Annotated in this window: 15 protein-coding genes and 2 pseudogenes; 12 read left to right on the plus strand and 5 right to left on the minus strand. The window is 69.3% G+C overall.

The window, feature by feature from the left end; all coding sequences use genetic code 11:
- Positions 1 to 15 precede the first annotated feature (15 nt).
- From ACQPYA_RS18090 to ACQPYA_RS18100, 3 genes are all read right to left on the minus strand, one after another.
- Positions 16 to 2,895, minus strand: coding sequence for an AAA family ATPase (locus ACQPYA_RS18090; RefSeq protein ID WP_433528262.1), 2,880 nt, complete (start codon positions 2,893 to 2,895; stop codon positions 16 to 18).
- A 93-nt stretch (positions 2,896 to 2,988) separates the two neighbouring features.
- A complete protein-coding gene (locus ACQPYA_RS18095) occupies positions 2,989 to 3,234 on the minus strand; it encodes a hypothetical protein (RefSeq protein ID WP_433528263.1) in 246 nt (81 codons plus the stop codon).
- A 5-nt stretch (positions 3,235 to 3,239) separates the two neighbouring features.
- Entirely contained in the window at positions 3,240 to 6,365 is a 3,126-nt protein-coding gene (locus ACQPYA_RS18100) for a type 2 lanthipeptide synthetase LanM family protein (protein ID WP_433528264.1), read from the minus strand.
- 490 nt (positions 6,366 to 6,855) lie between these two features.
- On the opposite strand from ACQPYA_RS18100, the gene ACQPYA_RS18105 reads away from it, so the two are divergent.
- The 3 genes and pseudogenes from ACQPYA_RS18105 (at position 6,856) to ACQPYA_RS18115 (ending at position 8,021) form a co-directional block, all read left to right on the plus strand.
- Positions 6,856 to 7,146 carry a hypothetical protein gene (locus ACQPYA_RS18105; protein WP_433528265.1) on the plus strand — a complete coding sequence of 97 codons (291 nt, stop codon included), beginning with the start codon at positions 6,856 to 6,858 and terminating at the stop codon, positions 7,144 to 7,146.
- A 447-nt stretch (positions 7,147 to 7,593) separates the two neighbouring features.
- Positions 7,594 to 7,707 (plus strand): annotated as a pseudogene (locus tag ACQPYA_RS18110) (uridylate kinase); the annotation flags it as partial.
- A 182-nt stretch (positions 7,708 to 7,889) separates the two neighbouring features.
- The gene (locus tag ACQPYA_RS18115; protein ID WP_433528266.1) at positions 7,890 to 8,021 is read left to right on the plus strand and encodes a hypothetical protein; all 132 of its coding nucleotides are present in this window, start codon (positions 7,890 to 7,892) and stop codon (positions 8,019 to 8,021) included.
- Between the two features lie 352 nt (positions 8,022 to 8,373).
- Here ACQPYA_RS18115 and ACQPYA_RS18120 read toward each other — a convergent pair whose 3' ends face one another.
- Positions 8,374 to 8,619, minus strand: a complete 246-nt coding sequence (locus ACQPYA_RS18120) for a DUF397 domain-containing protein (protein WP_433528267.1) — start codon at positions 8,617 to 8,619, stop codon at positions 8,374 to 8,376.
- Positions 8,616 to 9,470, minus strand: a complete 855-nt coding sequence (locus ACQPYA_RS18125; RefSeq protein WP_433528268.1) for a helix-turn-helix domain-containing protein — start codon at positions 9,468 to 9,470, stop codon at positions 8,616 to 8,618. Before ACQPYA_RS18125 ends, ACQPYA_RS18120 begins: the two co-directional genes overlap by 4 nt.
- A 546-nt stretch (positions 9,471 to 10,016) precedes the next feature.
- Here ACQPYA_RS18125 and ACQPYA_RS18130 point away from each other — a divergent pair.
- The 9 genes and pseudogenes from ACQPYA_RS18130 to ACQPYA_RS18170 form a co-directional block, all read left to right on the plus strand.
- Entirely contained in the window at positions 10,017 to 10,271 is a 255-nt protein-coding gene (locus ACQPYA_RS18130) for a hypothetical protein (RefSeq protein ID WP_433528269.1), read from the plus strand.
- Positions 10,272 to 11,171: 900 nt separating this feature from the next.
- A complete protein-coding gene (locus tag ACQPYA_RS18135; RefSeq protein WP_433528270.1) occupies positions 11,172 to 12,974 on the plus strand; it encodes a reverse transcriptase domain-containing protein in 1,803 nt (600 codons plus the stop codon).
- A gap of 74 nt (positions 12,975 to 13,048) precedes the next feature.
- The gene (locus tag ACQPYA_RS18140; protein ID WP_433528271.1) at positions 13,049 to 13,570 is read left to right on the plus strand and encodes a hypothetical protein; all 522 of its coding nucleotides are present in this window, start codon (positions 13,049 to 13,051) and stop codon (positions 13,568 to 13,570) included.
- Positions 13,567 to 14,211 (plus strand): helix-turn-helix domain-containing protein, encoded by a 645-nt coding sequence (locus ACQPYA_RS18145; protein ID WP_433528272.1) that lies wholly within the window; start codon positions 13,567 to 13,569, stop codon positions 14,209 to 14,211. The genes ACQPYA_RS18140 and ACQPYA_RS18145 overlap by 4 nt, the downstream gene beginning before the upstream one ends.
- 105 nt (positions 14,212 to 14,316) lie before the next feature.
- A complete protein-coding gene (locus ACQPYA_RS18150; RefSeq protein ID WP_433528273.1) occupies positions 14,317 to 14,661 on the plus strand; it encodes a hypothetical protein in 345 nt (114 codons plus the stop codon).
- 366 nt (positions 14,662 to 15,027) lie between these two features.
- Positions 15,028 to 15,564: an AAA family ATPase gene (locus tag ACQPYA_RS18155; protein WP_433528274.1), complete on the plus strand. Its 537-nt coding sequence runs from the start codon at positions 15,028 to 15,030 to the stop codon at positions 15,562 to 15,564.
- A 218-nt stretch (positions 15,565 to 15,782) separates the two neighbouring features.
- Positions 15,783 to 16,565 (plus strand): transposase family protein, encoded by a 783-nt coding sequence (locus tag ACQPYA_RS18160; protein WP_433528275.1) that lies wholly within the window; start codon positions 15,783 to 15,785, stop codon positions 16,563 to 16,565.
- A gap of 172 nt (positions 16,566 to 16,737) precedes the next feature.
- Positions 16,738 to 17,943 (plus strand): IS256 family transposase, encoded by a 1,206-nt coding sequence (locus ACQPYA_RS18165; RefSeq protein ID WP_433533476.1) that lies wholly within the window; start codon positions 16,738 to 16,740, stop codon positions 17,941 to 17,943.
- A 257-nt stretch (positions 17,944 to 18,200) separates the two neighbouring features.
- Positions 18,201 to 18,650: pseudogene (locus ACQPYA_RS18170) on the plus strand (uridylate kinase); the annotation flags it as partial.

The raw sequence follows: 18,650 nt of genomic DNA on the forward strand, positions 1-18,650 counted from the left end.
ACGGTCGATCGCCGATCAGGGGTCGAGCCGGCTGAGTCCCAGCCGGCTCGTCTGCCCCGTCTTCACCAGGAGGCTGGCCACATGCTTCTCGACGGTCCGGGGCGACAGGTGCAGTCGTTCGGCGATCTCCCGGTTGCCGAGCCGCTCGCGCAGCAGCCGCAGGATCTCGAACTCGCGCACGGTCACCCCGGCCGTGCGCAGCTGCGCCGGAACCTCCTCGACCCCGCGACGCCGCTGGCCGACCGGGGCACCGGCCCGGCGCAGCAGCGCGCGGCAGGCGCTCGCCACCGGGGCCATGCCGGTGCCGTGGAAGTACTGTTCCGCCGCGCGCAGCCACGGCACCGGCGTGCCCCAGGCGTCGTCCAGCGCCGCCTCCGCGACGAGACGCAGACCCAGGTGGCGGCTCATCTCGTACGGCTCGCTCAGCTTCTCCATCTCGGACACCGCGGCGACCGCCTCCGCCACCCGACCGGCCCGACCGGCCAGCACCGCCTCAGCCAGCAGCAGAAACTGGCGGTCCCAGCGCAGCCGGCCGGCCGACGCGCCGGTCAGCGACCCGAGTTCCCGCTCGTCCAGCTCACCGGCGAGGGCCCGCAGCAGCGGATCGAGACCGTGCCGGCCGCTGAGCGGGAAGACCGTCGGGCTCCGCGCCTCGGCCGCCAGCCCACGGTCCAGGTCCGCCCTCGCCCGGGGCCGGTCCTCCTCGACCAGGGCGCAGAACGCGCGGACCAGACCGTGCACCCTCGGCGCGTGCAGCGGCAGGTCGCCCCCGGCCGTCCGGAACTCGGTCAACGCCTCCTCCATCGGCCGCCGCCGGCCCTGATGGGCGGCGAGGATCGCCCGGGAGAGCAGGAGGTACTGCGTCGTCTCCAGCAGGGTGAGCCGCCGCGTGTCCGGCAGGATGTTGTCGATGAGCCGCTCCGCCTCGGCGTACCGGCCCATCAGCACCAGGTGCAGCGCGATGCTCGACTCGGCCTGGTATCCGACCGTCACCACGCCGAGCCGGCGGGCGGTGTCCCGGGCCAGGGTCAACCGGTCGAGCGTCCCGTCGTGCAGCGCGTCGTCGTTGCCGAGCCGCACCAGCACGTCGGCTTCCGCGATCGGCAGCCGGTGCCGCACCGCGATGGCCCGGGCGCGTTCCAGGCAGGCGGTGCCCTCCGCCGGGTCGCGCACCCGGACGACCGCGCCCAGCAGTTGCCACACCTGGCAGGCGACGTCGGGCAACGGCACCGCCTCGGCCACCGTCACCGCCCGGCGGGCCAGCGCCTCGGCGGCGGCGTACCCACCGCCCTGCTGGTCGAGCATCAGATGCGCCTCGACCGCGTCGACCCGCGCCGCCGCCGCCGGATCCGGGTCGGCGCCGAGCAGCGCCCGGGCGGCCTGCACCTGGGCCATGGCGCTGTCGGGACGGCCGCCGATCATTGCCGCCCAGGCCAGCCGGGTATGGCAGGCCGAGCGTCGCCGCTGGTCGAGCACACCGCCGAGCCGTTCGAGCCCCTCGACCGAGGCCAGCGCACGCTCGACCTGACCGACCTCCACGTACGTGAGCAGCAGCGCCTCCTGCGTGTCCGCTCGCGCCTCCACGTCACCCTCGGCGGCGAGCATCTCCTCGGCCCGTTCGAGCAGGGTGACCGCGGAGCGTGCGGCGCCCTGGGCGAGCGCCCGTCGGCCCGCCTCGGTGAAGAGCCGGCCGGCGGCGACGTGCTCGCCTGCGGTGACCCGCAGTGTCGCCGCCTGCTGGCACCACTCGCCGGGCAGCCCGGGATGCAGTTGCTCGATCGCGTCCGCGGCACGCCGCGCCAGCGCGGCCCGTCGCGCCGCCGGGAGCAGACCGCGCAGCGACTCGGCCAGCAGCGGATGGTGGAACGCGTACCAGTCGGGCTGCTGCTCGTCCGGGGCGACCAGGTGGGCCGCGCTCCCGCCGGAGACGTGGCCGAGCAGGTCCCGGTCATCCAGCCCGGTGACCTCCTGCACCACGGCCAGCGGGAAGCGGTGGCCGAGGACCGCCGCCGCGGAGAGCACCTCGCGGGCCTCCGCGGAGAGCAGGTCGAGCCGGTGCGCGAGGCTCGGCGCGAGCGTCATCGGCAACGCGACCGGCACCGGACCGGCCACCTGCCAGCCCTCCCCGGTACGCCGCAGCACGTCACCGTCGCACAGGTCGTTGAGCAGTTCCTCGGCATGCAGCGGATTGCCGGCGCTGCCGGCCCAGAGCAGGTCCACGACGGACGCTCCGATCTCGGCCGGCGGCGCCTCCAGGCAGCTCGCGGCGAGATCACGGACCCCGTCCCGGCTCAGCGGGCGCAGCCGCACCACCCTCGCCAGCCGACGTTGCACCGACGACCGGGCCAGCTCCGGAGCAGCGCCAGGGTCCGGACGGAACGCCCCGACGAGCAGGGTCGCCTGCCGCTCGATGTGATGGATCAGGTACTCGAAGACTGCCAGGCTCTCCGCGTCGGCCTCGTGCAGGTCATCGAGCACCAGCAGGCAGCCACGATCCCGGGCGACCAGGGCGGTGAGACGCAGCACCGCCTCCGCGATGATCACGAGGGAGTCGTCGGCGCCGCTGACCGCGACGCCGTCGTGCCAGTCCGGCACGAGCCGGGACAGGATGGGCCGGTACGGTCCCAGCTCGGCGATGTCGACCCGCTGGCCGGAGTGGCGCAGGGACAGCAGCAGCTCGGTCAGGCACCGGAAGGGAAGAATCGGCCCGATCGTGCTGCCGCGACCGCGCAGGACACACATGTCGACCGAGAGACCGTGCTCGACGGCGACGTCGGCCAGCCGCGACTTGCCGATCCCGGCCTCGCCGGTGATGAAGACCGCCCCACCCCGACCGGCGCGGGCGCCATCCACCGCCTGGTGGATGGCGCCCAGCTCGGTTTTTCTGTCCACCACAGCCGTAGCACGGGCGTACACCATTGAGATCCTAGTAGAGACTGTCCACATCGGCATAGGTCGACGGCGGCCCGCCCCCTACCCTGCGACGCGTCACTCGACCGTGTTGGGGTCACCCGGGCAGCAGGTCGTGTGGAACGGCACGACGAACCCGCTGTCGCCGGCCAGCGGCGCGACGTCGGTGGGACCGGTCGCCGCGGCCACGCCGAGGAGTGCGGCGACGCCCGCCCCGAAGGTGGCCGCGCGGATCGCCAGCGACCGGGCCGCCGGTGCCGGTCCGGACGCTCCGGCGGGCTCGCCCATCGGCCAGGTGTCTTCCGCGGCGTTCACAGTGGACATGCGGCTCATCCTTTCGAAAGGTTCCTCGGTTGCGGTTGCGACCGAGGGGACATCTGGTTGGCGGACCCGAAGAGGAGCACCGACGGGACCTGTTCGGGAAAGCCGGCACGGAGCAGCCCGTACCCGATGCCGGCCAGCCCGTTGAGCAGTCCGGGGGTCGCCACCCCGCCGGGTGTGCCGCAGCCGGCTCCGGTCCGGGCGATCATGTCGCAGACCTGACCGGCCCGGCGGCGGCGGATCCGCGCGGCCTCGCGGCCCCGCCACACCGCGAGCGCCTCAAGGACGCCCAGTTCCCCGTGGCAGAGGCTGAGGTCACGCAGCACCGGCCGGGTCGCGTACCCGGCCAGCACCGCCGGGTCCTCGGGCAGGCCGGCGGCGTACCGGGCCGCGTGCACCCCGGCCCGCCCGGCGCACCAGCCGTACTCGTCGCCGGCCGTCGTGGCGTCGCGGAGCAGGCGGGCGCCGAGCGCGTCGAGCCGGGCCGCGCCGGGCGCCGCCGCGGCGGATCGCGCGTGGCGCACCAGCGCCCAGCCGATGCCGGCGGTTCCCGCGGCGAACCCCTGCGCGTCGGGCGACTCGTCGGCCCGCTCCGCGAGGAGGGCCGCGCAGCGGTCGGCGGTCCGCGACGCCTCGGGCAGGCCGATCTCGTCGTGCACCGCCGTCATCGCCGCCAGGCAACCGGCCAGCCCGGTGCTGACACCGAGCGGCGCGTCGGCGGCGACGCAGCGGTCGGCGAGGCCGATCGCGGATCGCGTCCCCTCCCCCGGCACGGTGTCGCCGAGCCGGTTGGTGAGCCGGGCCAGCGCGTAGGCGATACCACCGAAGCCGGCCAGGCCACCGCAGCCCACCGCGCGCACCGCCGCGTCGCTGCCCGCGAGCGCGGCCAGCAGCGGCGGCACCCGGCGGACCACCGACCGGGCCACGGCCGCGTACCGCTCCACGCCGGTCAGCACCCACAGCTCGGCCAGGAAGAGAGCGACGCCGGTGTACCCGGTGGCCAGTCCCGCGCCCATCGGCAGCACCAGCCACTGGCGCTCCTCGACCAGCTCCAACCCCAGCCAGTTGACGTCGTCGCCCCGGCGGGCCGCCGACGCCACCAGCCGGTCGGCGATCCCCCGGGCCCCGGCCAGCAGCCGCGCCGGCTCAGCGGCCGTCTCCCGGCCCTGCACGCCCGGTCCGCACCGGTGCCCGGACGGCTGACGACGGGTGGCCAGCGTCGCCGAGATGATCCACTCCTGGTCCCGGAGATCCGCGTCGCTCATCGCGTCGAGCTGCTCCAACGCGCCGGCCAACCCCTGGCGCTCGAAGAGCCCGCCCACCGCCGTGCCGTCCGCCGTCCGTACGTCCGTCTCGGCCGGGGTGGTGGCGAACAGCGGCACGTCGCCCGACCACAGCTCGGCCAGCTCGTGCCGGACCAGCGCGGTCGAATCCGGCTGCGACTGTGCCGCCGGCACCCACAGCGCGTCCAGCACGCGGTCCCGGTCGAGCGCGTCGTGCAGCACCGCCGGATGGCTCGCCTGGCGCAGCAGGGTCCGGTAGAGCTGGGTGGGGCGGACCACCACGCGCGTCTCGGCATCGGCGAAGCGACGCAGCAGCACACCGACGTCGACGCGCTGCCGCATGATCGCGTGGTAGACGGCCCGGAATCCGGCGATCAGGTCCGTCTCGTGGTCGGCCGGGTCGCGCTCCACACCGTCCAGACGGACCCGGTTGCCCCGGTTGGTCAGCACGGTGCCCCGACGTGCCAGGTGCATACGATCGGTGCCGGCCTCGTCCCAGAACTCCGTGCCCCCGGGGGCCGCGCCGTCGCCGCCGAGCGCGGAGATGTCGGCCGCCCCGTGGTCACCGACCAGCATCATCGGCAGCACGCCGGTGCGGTAGACCGACGACGCGAGCCGGTGGGCGGCGGGATCCGAGGCCAGCCAGGGAGCGGGCGTCACCGGATGGAGAACCGTCTCCACATCGACGACGACCGGCTGGTCACCGGCGGCCACGACGTTCTCCCAGTGGATGTCGACGGCGCCCACCAGGTGCAGCAGTGCGAGCAACGCCCCCTGCCGCCGGTAGAAGCGTTCGGCGGCGGCCGGGTCGGCGACCGGTTCACCGGCGACGAACTCCACCCAGCCGTAGCCGTCGCGGACAACGGTCGCCGGCGTCCGCAGGCCGATGCCGGGCAACGCGCCATTGAGCCAGCCGACGAGCGCGGCGAAGCGCTCATGGACCTCGATGTTCCGCGGCTTGTAGATCACCCGCCGCCCGTCGGTGAAGACCAGCGCCGCCACCGAACGGCCGCCACGGTGCGGGTCGGCGAGCATGTCGTCGATCGCGACCAGGCGACCCGGGTCCCGCCCGGAGAGCAGCGCATCCACCACCGCCGTCCGGTCCGCGACGAACCGGGCAAGCAGCTCGCGGCGACTCTCGACCGCGTGCCTGGCACACTGTTCGAGCAACCGGCCGAGGACCGGGTACCGGGTCAGCAGGGCCGCCAGGCCGTGCGGGGCGGCAAGCTGCCGGACGAAGTCGGCGAACCGCTCGCGGCCGTCCGCACCGCGCAGCTCGCCGCGCCGGCTCGCCGCATGTAACTCGGTGACCAGCACGGGCGCGGCGAGGGCCGCCAGCCGCCGGCCCAGCCGCCGCGCGTACGCCTCGTCGAGGGTCTCGGCGTCGACGACGTCCGGCAGCGGATCCGCCGTCAGCTGTCGGCAGGCGTCGGCCACGAACGGGCGTACCACGCCCGTGAACACATCGGAACCCCGCGCCTCGGGGTCGACCCGCGCCGACGGTGGGTTCCGCAGGGCACGCTCCACCGACCCTGCCCACCCTGGGCGCACGGCACGCGCCGCGAGGTGGGGGGCAGGCTCGGCGAGCAGCGCCCGCAGCCCGGCCTCGTCGACCCCGGCGTCCGCCAACCGGCGCGTGAACTGGCCGGCACCGGCCTGCTCACAGGTTCGCCGCCAGTCCTCGAACCGCTGGTCGGCCCCCCGGGGGATCCGCTCCTCGGCGCCCGGCTCGACGGCGTGCCGGGCGGGCGTGCCGATAGACAGGCGCTCGCCGAGCGTGAGAGCCGCCGCCCACCAGTGCCCCAGCGCGGGCGATGGGGGCGGGGCCGATGTCGTTGGCGGGGCTGTCACGCCCCGAATCCTGGCAGGCGGCGGGTGCGCCCGGCATGGGTAGAAAACGCGTACATTCTGCCGCCCCGACCCGACCTGCGGAAACCTTCGCCGGCGGTCGGCGCAAGCCTGCTGGGCCCGCAGGCCGGACGTGGTGGGTGGATCCCCACGGTCGATGACCACACCGGCGGTGGCTGATCAACGACACACCATCCATAGCTCTCCACGACCGGCGCGTCCAGACTCGACGAACTCGGAGGCCGCCGGCGAGTAACGGGCCCGGTCGGCCGGCATGGCCATCCGGGATCGCCCCGGGCTGAGTTCCCACCCGGGCGCGCACCGGGTCCACCTGCCGGAGGACCCGGGCGGCCGGACTCACCCGCCTGGTGTACGCGGCGGTCAGGTCGTGGGCCGACGACCAGAGCCCGTCCTCGGCGCAGCATGTAACGCATCGTTCATCGACGGACGCCCCGGCCGGACATCCGGCCCGGGCACGTGGGAGGAGATCCCGATGCGCAAACAATCGCTGCGGCAGCGACTGACCCGGACGATCGTGGTGGCCACCCTGGTCGCCAGTGGCCTGGGCACGACGGCCGGGGCAGCCCAGGCCGCCCCGGTCACCGCCGTGAAGTCGGCGGTGAGTGCCGCGCCGGTCACGCTGGCCGCGGCGGGTCACTGGGGGCTCCAAGGTATCTTCCCCGACCCGATCACCTGCCACATCGCCGGAATCGCCTCCGGGCGGGAGTACGTCTGCGTCTGGTACGTCCTCGCCTGGGCCCTGAACGTCTGGCAGGAGGACTAGGTCGCTGCCCTCGAACAGCGAGCCGTATCCCGTGCCGGCTCGCGATCACGGGCCGTCCTGATCGCCGCGTGCAGGTCGGCGTGGATAGGCCGGGGCGCCCCGACCGGGCGCCACGCCGAACGCCGACGGCCGACGGCCGACCACGCGCCGCGCCATCGGGATGGACGCCGACGTGTGCGACGTGGCGGAGCGCACCGCCGCCAACCGAGACACGGACATCGACGGTGCGCCGCGCCACCTGATCGAGGTGCCGACGCCTCGGGCTCCTGCCGACGACGAGAACTGAGCCAGCGCGCAACACAGGTTTGCCCGGTCCGCCCTGGCGGACCGGGCAAACCTGCCGGTGCTCCTGCCGCCTACTCGCAGGAGACATTGCTCGCGGGCGGCGGCGAGCAGCCGTCGCGCGGCGCGTGGGGAACTATGTAACCGGGTAGGCTGGGGCAGGACATGGACCAGGGCACCCGCGACGAGATGCTCGGCCGCCTGGCCGAGGCAGTCGGGTCCGTCACAGTCGCACACCCGACGCGGGTTGCCATCGACGACCGCCCGCCGCCCGCGAGCCCCATCCCGGGATATGACGCATATTCATCCCCGCCCATTGCCCTGATTTGCCAGGTAATGACCACCAGCCGTGGCTGCTGGCAGCGCCAAACCACCACCGTCTGCTCTGCCCCCGCCGCTCCTACCGCCGGTTTGGTCCCGCCGTTCGCGGTGCCCTCCTTCTCGGCTGAGGGGGTGGGTTGATGATCAGCCGTGCCGACAAGGTGCTGCGGGCGTTGACCTGGCTCACGGTTGCCGTCCTGGCGATCGTGGCCGGAGCGATCTCCTTCACTCACATGACCGAGCTGGCCATCAAACACGGCCAGACAGGCTGAAAAGCCTATGCCTTCCCGATCAGTGTCGACGGCCTGGAGATCGTGGCCAGCCTTTACCTCGTCGTCCAACGCCGCGCCGGACCGCCTGCTTTGGACCAGAGCTGATGATGCGGGCGGCCCGTCGGCGGCGGTGAGTTTCGACTCGTCGGGACCTACGGGTTAGCGTCCAGCCGCCGGTGAAAGGTTGATCAAGGTAGGGGCACCCCTGGACCTGTGTACCCCCACCTGCCTTGATGCTCCCGCGACGACGAGATGACTGTCGGTAGCAGCAGGTAGAAAGCAAACAGCGACCCCCTCTATGTGATGGGAGTCGCCCGTCCGTCCTGTCATCTAAGCCGGTCACGGCGTGTGCCTAGTCGAAGAAGTCGAACTCGCCTTCGCGGACCCCGCCAATGAACGCTTCCCACTCGGCTCGGGTGTAGATGATGACGGAGCCGTCGGGGTGGTGACTGTGCCGCACGGCGACCCGCCCGCTTCCATCGGCGAGCGGCCCAGCCTCGACGCAACTCGCGCCACCGTTGTCACTCTTGGTGCTGATGTGCCAGGCGACGCCCGCTAGGTCCGGACGGCCCGGCGCGTGCGTCTCTGCTGCCTTCACGTTATCTCCTCTGTCGCTGCCGAGATGCGCTCGGCTGACTCTTCCGGTGTCAAGGTCACACGCTGCAACCGATCGTACGTCTGGGCGAACCGTTCAGCGCCTGGGGTCTCGACGTAGATCGCGCCGCCGAGCGTCTCGGTGTACGCGACATCGGGGTACGGCTCCACCATCGTGAACACCTTGAACGCGCCCGCCGGGCTGGCGTGTGCACCCGCTTTGAATGGTAGTACCCGGATCTCGATGTTCGGCCTGTGGGCGCACTCGCTGAGGTGTCGAAGCTGATCACGCATCGCCTCGGGCTTGAGGACCGCGCGCAGCAACAGGGCCTCATCGAGGATCGCGCGAAGCTGCGTTGGCCTGTCGCCGGTGAGCACTTGCTGACGCATGATCCGAAGCTCGACCGCCCGCATGACCTGCTCGTCTCCAAGGTCCGGATCGGCTGCACGAATCGCTGCCTCGGCGTACGGACTGGTCTGGAGCAGGCCAGGCAGGAGGGTGCCATCGAACGAGTGGATCGCTTGGGCGCGGGATTCGAGCCACACGTAGTCGATGAACCGTCGATCCACCGCGTCGGCGAAGCCGTCCCACCAGCCCTTCTGCCACACCTCCTCCCGCAAGGTCAGCAGACCCGCGCGGCGCCGCTGATCGCTGACCGAGTAGAAGTCGAGCAACGCGAGTAGATCCGCACGCCGGATGGGGTACTCGGCCGACTCGAACCGGCTCACGGTCGACGGGTCGCGTTCCAGATACTCACCCGCCTGCTTCAGGGTGACTCCGGCCCCTTCGCGAATTTCCTTGATCTGCTGGCCCAGCCACTGCGCCCGCAGTGTCGGCCCGTGCCTCGTCGTCACGCTGACCATCGTCCGCTACACGATCGGTGAGGTGCAACCAGGTGATCATGACTGGTCCGCGATCCCCGGTTCTGTGTCCTACAAGTTTGCGTGATCCACAAACTTGTATCCTACGGATATGTGTGCCATTCTCGTCGTGTTGGGCTTCCACGGCACAGTTGGGCGTTTCCCGCAGACTTGTCATGATCTCGCCCAGACGGCAGGCCGGGGCGGTTCAGCTTGCAAGCCCGTCCGCTCTGGCCCCCTGATCCGCGAAGGAGGTGGTGCTGCATGTTGTTGGGAGCCACGCTCGCCGCGTTGCTGGTGGGCTACCTCGCAGGGTTGTGGTCGTTCAAGGTCAAAAGTCGGTGGTGTCCGTGTTGCGGCGCGACGACTAGCGATCTCCATCAGCACGCAGGGCACGGCTCATGATCACGTTCGGGGGTCGGCGATGTGATCGAGGCCGACGACCCCGACTGCGAACGCCGCACCGGCAGGCCGGTTTACGGGTAAGGGCAATCGAGGATGCAGTTCACCTGCTCCACCACGGACGCAGGGGTTCGTGACATGGCGATGACCTATCACGGCGGTCAGAAGATCGATCATGCGCAATCGATGTTGGACCGACACGCAGTGTCCAGCGGGGACGGGTTGTGTGTGGAGTGCAAGGTGCTCGGCCCGTGCGCGGAGTACGAAGCGGCGGCGAAGGTGTTCCTGCTGTCGGCCCGGTTGCCTCGGCGGCGGCCGGGCGCAACACGGCCGGAGCTGATGGGTGCCGAGCAGGGTGACTTCAGTTGGCTGTCAACACGGACGGCGAGCTGACATGCCGACCGTGACCATTGCCGAGCATTGAAGTCGCGGGTTACGCCCATCGCAGGCAGAAGCCCCGGGTAGGTCGTGGCCGAACTCCAACGTCGCGCGGTCGTCGTCGTACCCGCCGAGACCTCCACCTGTCCGCGACTCTCGCCCCAACAGTCACCGCACAAGGAACGGAAGTTACTTCCATGGCTTATCGACCGGGACCGAACGAGTTGCTGCGGGCAGCACGACTGGCGCTGCGGTCTCCTTCGGGATCGGGTCGGCCGTTGTCGCGCCAGGAGTTGGCCGAAGCGGTCAACGCCTACCTGTACGAGCACGCCGGGCAGCGCTTCGCCATCGCGGGCCACTACATCGGCAACCTGGAACGCGGCCGTGCGCCACGAGGCGCCTGGTTGTATCCCCGGCGCAGCCGGGAGGAACTCGGAGGGAGGTTCCTGGGTCCGATGGCTTACCTGGATCCGAAAGGTGAAGGGGACCGCAGCATGCCAGGAAATCAGCGGCCGGGTCCAGACGTTGGGGACGGTGCGTTGAGGGACCCGCACGATATGGCGAAGGCTGGATGGCCTGAATCCCAATCTCCAGAAGAGGAAAGTTCCCCTCCGCCGGAAAGACGTCTGAAACCGGTGCCAGCCCTGCGGCCAAGTTCGCCTCAGTACGCCGCAACCTTCGGGGCCATGGAGCGATGTCCAGTGAGGGCATTCAAGGAGATGAGTGGGACGCCTACGTCGTGCTCGTACGTATGACCAGGACGAACGTGGGATCGCCTACGGGACGCGAGTCCTATGGCGACGGAGGCCCAGTAGTAGTCGCCGGAGTTACGCCCGGCCGAGGAGGACGGGAAAGCCGTCCGCAGGGCGAAGTGGGCCAGGTGATCGGGTGTCTTGATGCCGGGAGGTATGCGTAATGCAGAACGCCGAAACGGTGCTGGATGTCCTGCGTGAGCGCGGTAGGCGTGGCCTGCCGCTGGAGCAACTGTATCGGCAGATGTTCAACCCGCAGTTGTATCTGTTGGCTTACGGCCGCGTCTACGCCAACAAGGGTGCGATGACGGCCGGGGTCACACAGGAAACCGTGGACGGCATGTCGCTGGGCAAGATCGACCGGATCATCGAGGCGATGCGCTTCGAGCGGTACCGGTTCCGCCCGGTGCGGCGGGTGCCTATCCCGAAGAAGTCGGGGAAGGGCAAGACGCGCCCGCTTGGCCTGCCGACGTGGTCGGACAAGCTGGTCGGTGAGGTCGTGCGCCTGCTGTTGGAGGCGTATTACGACGTCCAGTTCTCCGACCGCTCCCACGGGTTCCGCCCACGGCGCGGCTGTCACACCGCTTTGCGGGAGATCGCCAACACCTGGAGCGGAACAACCTGGTTCATCGAGGGAGACGTCTCCGACTGTTTCGGGTCGCTCGACCACACGGTCATGATCGACACGCTGGCGGAGAAGATCCACGACAACCGGTTCCTGCGGCTGGTGCGCGCCATGCTCACCGCCGGGTACCTGCAGGACTGGGTCTGGCATGAGACGCTGTCGGGCGCCCCGCAAGGCGGCGTCGCTTCGCCGATCTTGTCGAACATCTACCTGCACCGCCTCGATCAGTTCGTGGAGACGGTGCTGATCCCGCAATACACCCGAGGGAAACGCCGGGAACGTAACCCGGCCTACCGTCAGGTGGAGTACGCGCTCGTGACGGCCCGCCGGCGGGGTGACCGCGCACACGCGCGTGATCTTTACCGGCGGTTGCACAGCCTGCCCAGCCAGGACCCTCGGGACCCCGGCTACCGCAGGCTGAAGTATTGCCGTTACGCGGACGACACCTTGCTCGGGTTCGTCGGACCGAAGGCCGAAGCCGAGGAGATCAAACAGCGTCTGGCGGCGTTCCTGCGAGACGAGCTCAAGCTCACCCTCTCGCAGGACAAGACGCTAATCACCCATGCCCGTAGCCAGCGGGCCAGGTTCCTCGGCTACGAGATCCGCGTCGCTGCCAGCGACCGCAGGACCCGACGACCGTCGGCAACCGATCGGCGTAACCGCCGGTCGGTCAACGGTGTCGTCGCCCTGCACGTGCCCAGAGACGTGATCACCGCCAAAAGTGCCCACTACATGGCCCGCGGCACACCCGCCTGCCGCTGCCCACTCGTCAACGAGGGTGACTTCACCATCGTGGCGAAGTACGGGGCCGAGTACCGGGGCATCGTCCAGTACTACCTGCTGGCCGGTGACGTCATGCGGCTACACCGGCTGCGCTGGGTCATGGAGACATCCATGCTCAAGACCCTGGCCCGTAAGCACAAATCGACGGTGTCGAGAATGGCCGCCAGACACAAGGCCAAGACCGTCACACCGTACGGGCCGCGCACGTGCTTCGAGGCCCGCCTCGACCGCGACAGCAGGAGTTCACTGGTCGCACGGTTCGGCGGGATCCCGCTCAAACGACAGAAGACGGCGACCCTCGTCGACCGTCAGCCGACCCGGCCGATCTACGCCCACAAGGAACTCATCCAGAGACTCCGTAAGGGCAGATGCGAGCTATGCCAACAATCGGAAAACATCCAAGTGCACCATATCCGAGGGTTGGCTGATCTCACACCGGCCGGACCGGCACAGCCCGCATGGGAAAAGATCATGACAAACAAGCGCCGCAAGACCCTCGTGGTCTGCGACCACTGCCATGACCTCATCCATGCAACGCCAACCGAACTCACGCCATGATCACTGGAGAGCCGGGTACTCGGAAACGGGTCCGCCCGGTTCGGAGGGAGGCCGCACGGAAAAGGACCTGCTCGATGAGCAGGCACCTCGCCGGGCGGCCCACCCTACAGACCCGATGGCCGTCCGCGCACTACCGCACCGCGCTGCGCGCATTACTGAACAAGGCCACGGACGCCGAACTCGGCTTCTTCATCATCCAAGGCCACGCCAACGACCCCGACGCCGCTTCCCCCGAGCCGCCCCCATCCGTGGGGCCGTCCCAGGTGGCGGTATCCGACGTCCACCCGGCGATGCTGCCAACTGTCACCGTCCCTCCAGCAGCCGCCCTTGCAAGTTCGGATGGCGCCGTGCCGTTGGGCATGACCGCAGAGAGGGCGGTGGTGCAGGTCAGCATGCCCGGGGATGCGGCGGTCACGGTGGTGTACCACGACGCTGTGCCGCCCGGCCATGTCGCGGTCGTGGCCGGACGGGCCCGGTTGCTGATCAACCCCGCCGGTGAGGTGCTCACAGAAGTCGCTCCGGCCGTGGTGGGTACGCCGACGGTGGCCGGTCAAGCACCGAAGTACTCGGTCACGCAACCGAGGCGGTCACGATGACGCCGCTACCACCTGCGCGGCCCCAGCGTCGGCATGTTCGGTCCGCACCGCGCCGCATCAGCACGGCCGCCGGAATCACCCCCGCCCACCTAGCGGAGGCGGGTAAGGACCTCGGCCGATATCTGGCCCACTGGCGCACCGCCGCCGGGCTGAGACAGGTTGACCTCGCCGCGCTCATCCGCAACTTCCGCAGCCAGATCGCCAACGTCGAGAACGGCCGGGACAACACCACCCTCCACGCGAACGGAGCGCTGCTGGCCGTCTACGACCAGGCACACGCACTCATGCGCGACTTCCAGACCCAGACCGAACTGGCCAGCGACCAGAAACGCCAACTTTCCACCACACAGCCGGCACCACTCACCTCAGTCCCCGCTGCTTCCCCGACCCTGTGCAAGGGGTGTGGACCGACCGTCGTCGGCCGGTGGACCAGACGCGAGATCCACGCGCTACGCGAGGCGCTACGGATGAGCATTCGAGCGTTCGCCGAACACCTCGGCGTAGCCCCGGGGGCCGTCACAGCCTGGGAACACCGGAACCACCCCCGCAACCCCGAACCTCGCGGCACAGTCGATGTTGGACCAGGCCCTCACCCTCGCCGACACCGACTCCAAGGCCCGCTTCCGACTTCTTTTCCGTAACTCTGACGGCGCTGCCCACCAACGTGAGCACCGACCAACGGCAAGTAAGTCCACCGGCACGTCGATGCCTCACGAGGACCAGACGCCACCGGCACCCTGACCACCATGGCGGCCGAGACGAAAAGGGGCGGCGAGATGAACAGACCGATTCCCACCCTGCGCGGCACCCTGACCCATATCACCGCCATCGAGCTGTATCAGCGCCACGACACAACCACCACGACCTGCGCCGCATGCGGCAATCCGACTCCATGCCGAGTACGGGCGTTCGCCGCCTCGGTCATCGCAGCAGCCGGGGAGATCCCTGGGTGGCATGACACGCCGCAGGCACCTCCCGCTATTGCCAAGATCGACATGGGGCGGACGTCACCTGAATACGCGGGTTGGGCGATTGGTAGGCGCAGCCAGCGACCGATTCCCGAGGGCCTGCTCTACGAGCGCGAAGACTAATTGATTTGAGATATAGTCGTTGACCCCCGAAAGGGGTGCCACGACCGGCGATTCCGACACTCCCGTGACAGCCGCAATCCCACAACCGAGAGTTCCGATTGCCTCACCTAAGGTGGTTTCCGTCCGAGGATTGCGAGTCGTTTACGGTGGTGGAACCAGCGGGCGCGGGCTTAATGTCGGCTGCGCCATGTCGTCCAGGAAGCCTTCAAAGTCGTACACTACGAAAGACCGGGACCCTTGGACGGATCGAGGCCGGGAACGCCGAGGACGGCAAGAGTTGCAGGACGTGGCGTTTGAGTCCGCGTCCGGTGCTGTTGTCGTCTACCGTCACAGGATCGGATGCCACATAGAACGGAAGGTGTGCACGTGCGGGTGATCTGGTTGAACGGTGCGTTCGGCGCGGGAAAGACTACCCTTGCGGAACGGCTGATCGAGAATCATCCGCAGCTGTTGCTGTTTGATGCTGAACTGCCGGGGTTCATGTTCCGGGAGATCGTGTCGCTGCCGCCCGGCGGCGATTTTCAGGATCTTCGGGTGTGGCGACGCGGGGTGGTGGACACGGCGGTATCCCTGCTTGAGGAGTATGGCCGTGATTTGGTGGTCCCGATGACGGTCGTCGTACCGGCGTACCTGGACGAGATCTTCGGCGGCTTGCGTGCGCGGGGCGTTCGCGTCGACCACTACTTTCTTAATGTCACCGCTGGCGTCCTGCGGAAGCGCTGCGAGGCGCAGTCGATCTGGCCGGATGATCCCGGCCGGGACGCGGAGGTACGCGCATGGCGGTTGGCGCAGGTTGACCGGTGTGTCGCAGCGGCGAGCGGATTGCCAGCTGGAACGGTCGTCCTCGATGGCGAACTGCCAGTGGGCGAGTTGGCGGCGCAGATAGCACGGGCAGCGGACTGACTCGTAAGCCCGCCGCCCGGCCAATGAGTAAGCGTCCTCCAGCGTCCCGGAACTGGGCTTACAGGCTGCGATGGATCAGGGGCGGGGCATCCGTGAGCCTTTTTCAAGCTGATCTTGCAGCTCGGGGTGGGTGCGGCAGGGCCGGTGATCGATGGGTGCGAGGCTCCAGGTAGGACAGCTGTCGACCAAGACTCGAAGCCCCGACCGGGAGCCTCGCCATGCTGTCCTACCCCGCCACGATTCCGTTGTCCAGCCGCACCCTGAACCACCTCGCCGAACGCATCCGCGGCCACCGTAAGCAGCGCCGATCCCGGTGGCGGCGCCTCGAACCCGGCCGGCAGGCGCTGCTCGCTCTCGCCCATCTGCGCAACGGCGACACCTACACCCGACTCGCGGCTGGCTTCGAGATCGGCGTTGCCACCGCCTGGCGCTACGTCCAGGAGGCGATAGCCTTGCTCAGCTCGGGAGCCGACGACCTGGACACCGCGATGCGACGCATCCGTCTGCTGGCGTACGCGATCCTGGACGGCACGCTGATCCCGATCGACCGGGTCGCCGAGCAGAAGCCCTACTACAGCGGCAAACACAAACGCCACGGCGTGAACGTGCAGGTCATCGCGGACGCCGCCGGCCGGCTCGTGTGGGCATCACCGGCACTGCCCGGTTCGGCACACGACCTGACCGCCGCCCGCAGTCACGGCATTCTCGATGCCCTGACCAACGCGGACGTGATGACCTTCGCCGACAAGGGCTACCAAGGCGCCCGTGGCAGCGTGCGCACGCCGTTCAAGCGGCGCCGCTTCCGGCCGAAGCTGTCACGCAGGCAGAAGGCCGTGAACCGGGCCCACGCGAAGATCCGCGCCCGCGGAGAACGAGCGATCGCCACGCTCAAGACCTGGAAGATCCTGATCAAGCTGCGCTGCTGCCCACGCCGAGCCACCGCGATCATCCAAGCCATCCTCGTCCTACACCACGCCGAAGCGAACCGCTACGCACGATGAAAAAGGCTCCGTGTAGATGTCGCCGATGGTGATCGCTTCGGTTGCCTGGGGACTGTACAAATAACGGCTGATTGACCGATCAAGGGAGAGACGCCAGATGACGACCGAGGCCACCGTGGGACAGCCGGCCGTGGGGCCGGTGGGTGCGGTCACGGATGAGCAGTTGATCGCGATGCTGGTCGATCGGGCTCGTGGGGACGGGCTGAAGCTGACCGGCGAGGGCGGGCTGCTGCAGCAGTTGACGAAGCGGGTCCTCGAATCGGCGTTGGACGGGGAGATCACCGACCACGTCGGCTACGACAGGCATGACTCGGCGGGTCGGGGTAGCGGGAACACCCGTAACGGCAGCCGGACCAAGACGGTGCTCACCGACGTCGGGCCGGTCGAGGTGCGGGTCCCACGCGACGCGGCGGGGACGTTCGAGCCGCAGATCGTGCGTAAGCGGCAGCGGCGCCTGACCGGTGTCGACGACATGGTGCTGTCGCTGTCTGCTAAGGGCCTGACCCACGGGGAGATCGCCGCGCACCTGGCCGAGGTCTACGGCGCTGAGGTGTCCAAGCAGACCATCTCCACGATCACGGACAAGGTCATGGACGGCATGGCGGAGTGGCAGAACCGGCCCCTGGACCGGGTGTATCCGGTCGTGTTCATCGATGCCATCAACGTCAAGATCAGGGACGGGCAGGTCGCGAACCGGCCGATCTACCTGGCCATGGCGGTCACCGTCGACGGCCACCGTGACATCCTCGGTATCTGGGCCGGTGACGGCGGCGAGGGCGCCAAGCACTGGCTGCACGTGCTCACCGAGTTGAAGAACCGCGGCGTGGCCGACGTGCTCATGCTGGTCTGTGACGGGCTCAAGGGACTGCCGGAGGCGGTGGAGACGGTCTGGCCGCGCACAATCGTGCAGACGTGTGTGGTGCATCTGCTGCGCAACTCGTTCCGCTACGCCGCCCGGCAGGACTGGGACAAGATCGCCAAAGCGCTGCGGCCGGTCTACACCGCACCGACCGAGGACGCCGCCACCGAGCGGTTCCTCGAGTTCGCCGAGGCGTGGGGCCGTAAGTATCCGGCGATCGTGAAGCTGTGGGAGAACGCCTGGGCGGAGTTCGTACCGTTCCTCGCCTTCGACGTCGAGATCCGCAAGGTCATCTGCTCCACGAACGCGATCGAGTCGGTCAACGCCCGTATCCGCAAGGCCGTGCGAGCTCGTGGCCACTTCCCGAACGAGCAAGCCGCACTCAAGTGCGTCTACATGGCCTTGATGAGCCTCGACCCGACCGGCGCGGGCCGCCGGCGCTGGACCATGCGCTGGAAGGCACCTCTGAACGCCTTCCAGATCGCCTTCGAAGGCCGGCTCACCCCGGCCAACCACTGACCACCTCAACAACCAAGATCAGCCGTTAACTTGACACTCCCCATACCCTCCAAGCCGTTGACGCGATCGCCATAGCCCAATGACTTCCCGCAGTTGCCGTTGAGTGAAGGGGACTGTAAGCGACGGCAAGGTGGGACACCTCCGCGCCTGCGGTGAGCAGCCCGAGCGCCCGCCAGAAAGCTGGGGACATGGCCAGGATGGGGAACGGTGGTTGCGCCACCGAGCACGAGTGCTCGACAGACTCGGCCAGGACGGCCGAGTACTCGGCCGAAGGGTGCTACTTCGACACCCACGACCACAACGCGCTGAACCGGGTCCTGCTCGATCCGCTCGGCCCGGACGGCGATCGACGCTTCCAACCCGCCGTCTACGACCACACCTCGGACAGCGCGCTCTCCCCGCCGGTCACGACTGCCCCCGCCGACGCCGTGCTGGTCTTCGACGGCGTCTTCCTCCTGCGCCCGGAGCTGATCGACCGGTGGGACCTACGCATCTTCGTCTCGACCACCCTCGACGCGACCGTGGATCGTGCCGTGATCCGAGAGCACCGCGTGTCATCCCGGGCCGAAGTCGAGCGCCGCTGGCGCGAACGTTACATTCCCTCCCAACAGTTCTACTTCGCTACGGTCCATCCGACCGATCACGCCGACATCGTCGTGCACAACGACGAGCCCCAGCAGCCGGCCTGGGCGACCCGGGCACACTGA

The organism is Micromonospora sp. CA-263727 (assembly GCF_050942455.1).
In the GTDB taxonomy this organism is placed as follows: domain Bacteria; phylum Actinomycetota; class Actinomycetes; order Mycobacteriales; family Micromonosporaceae; genus Micromonospora.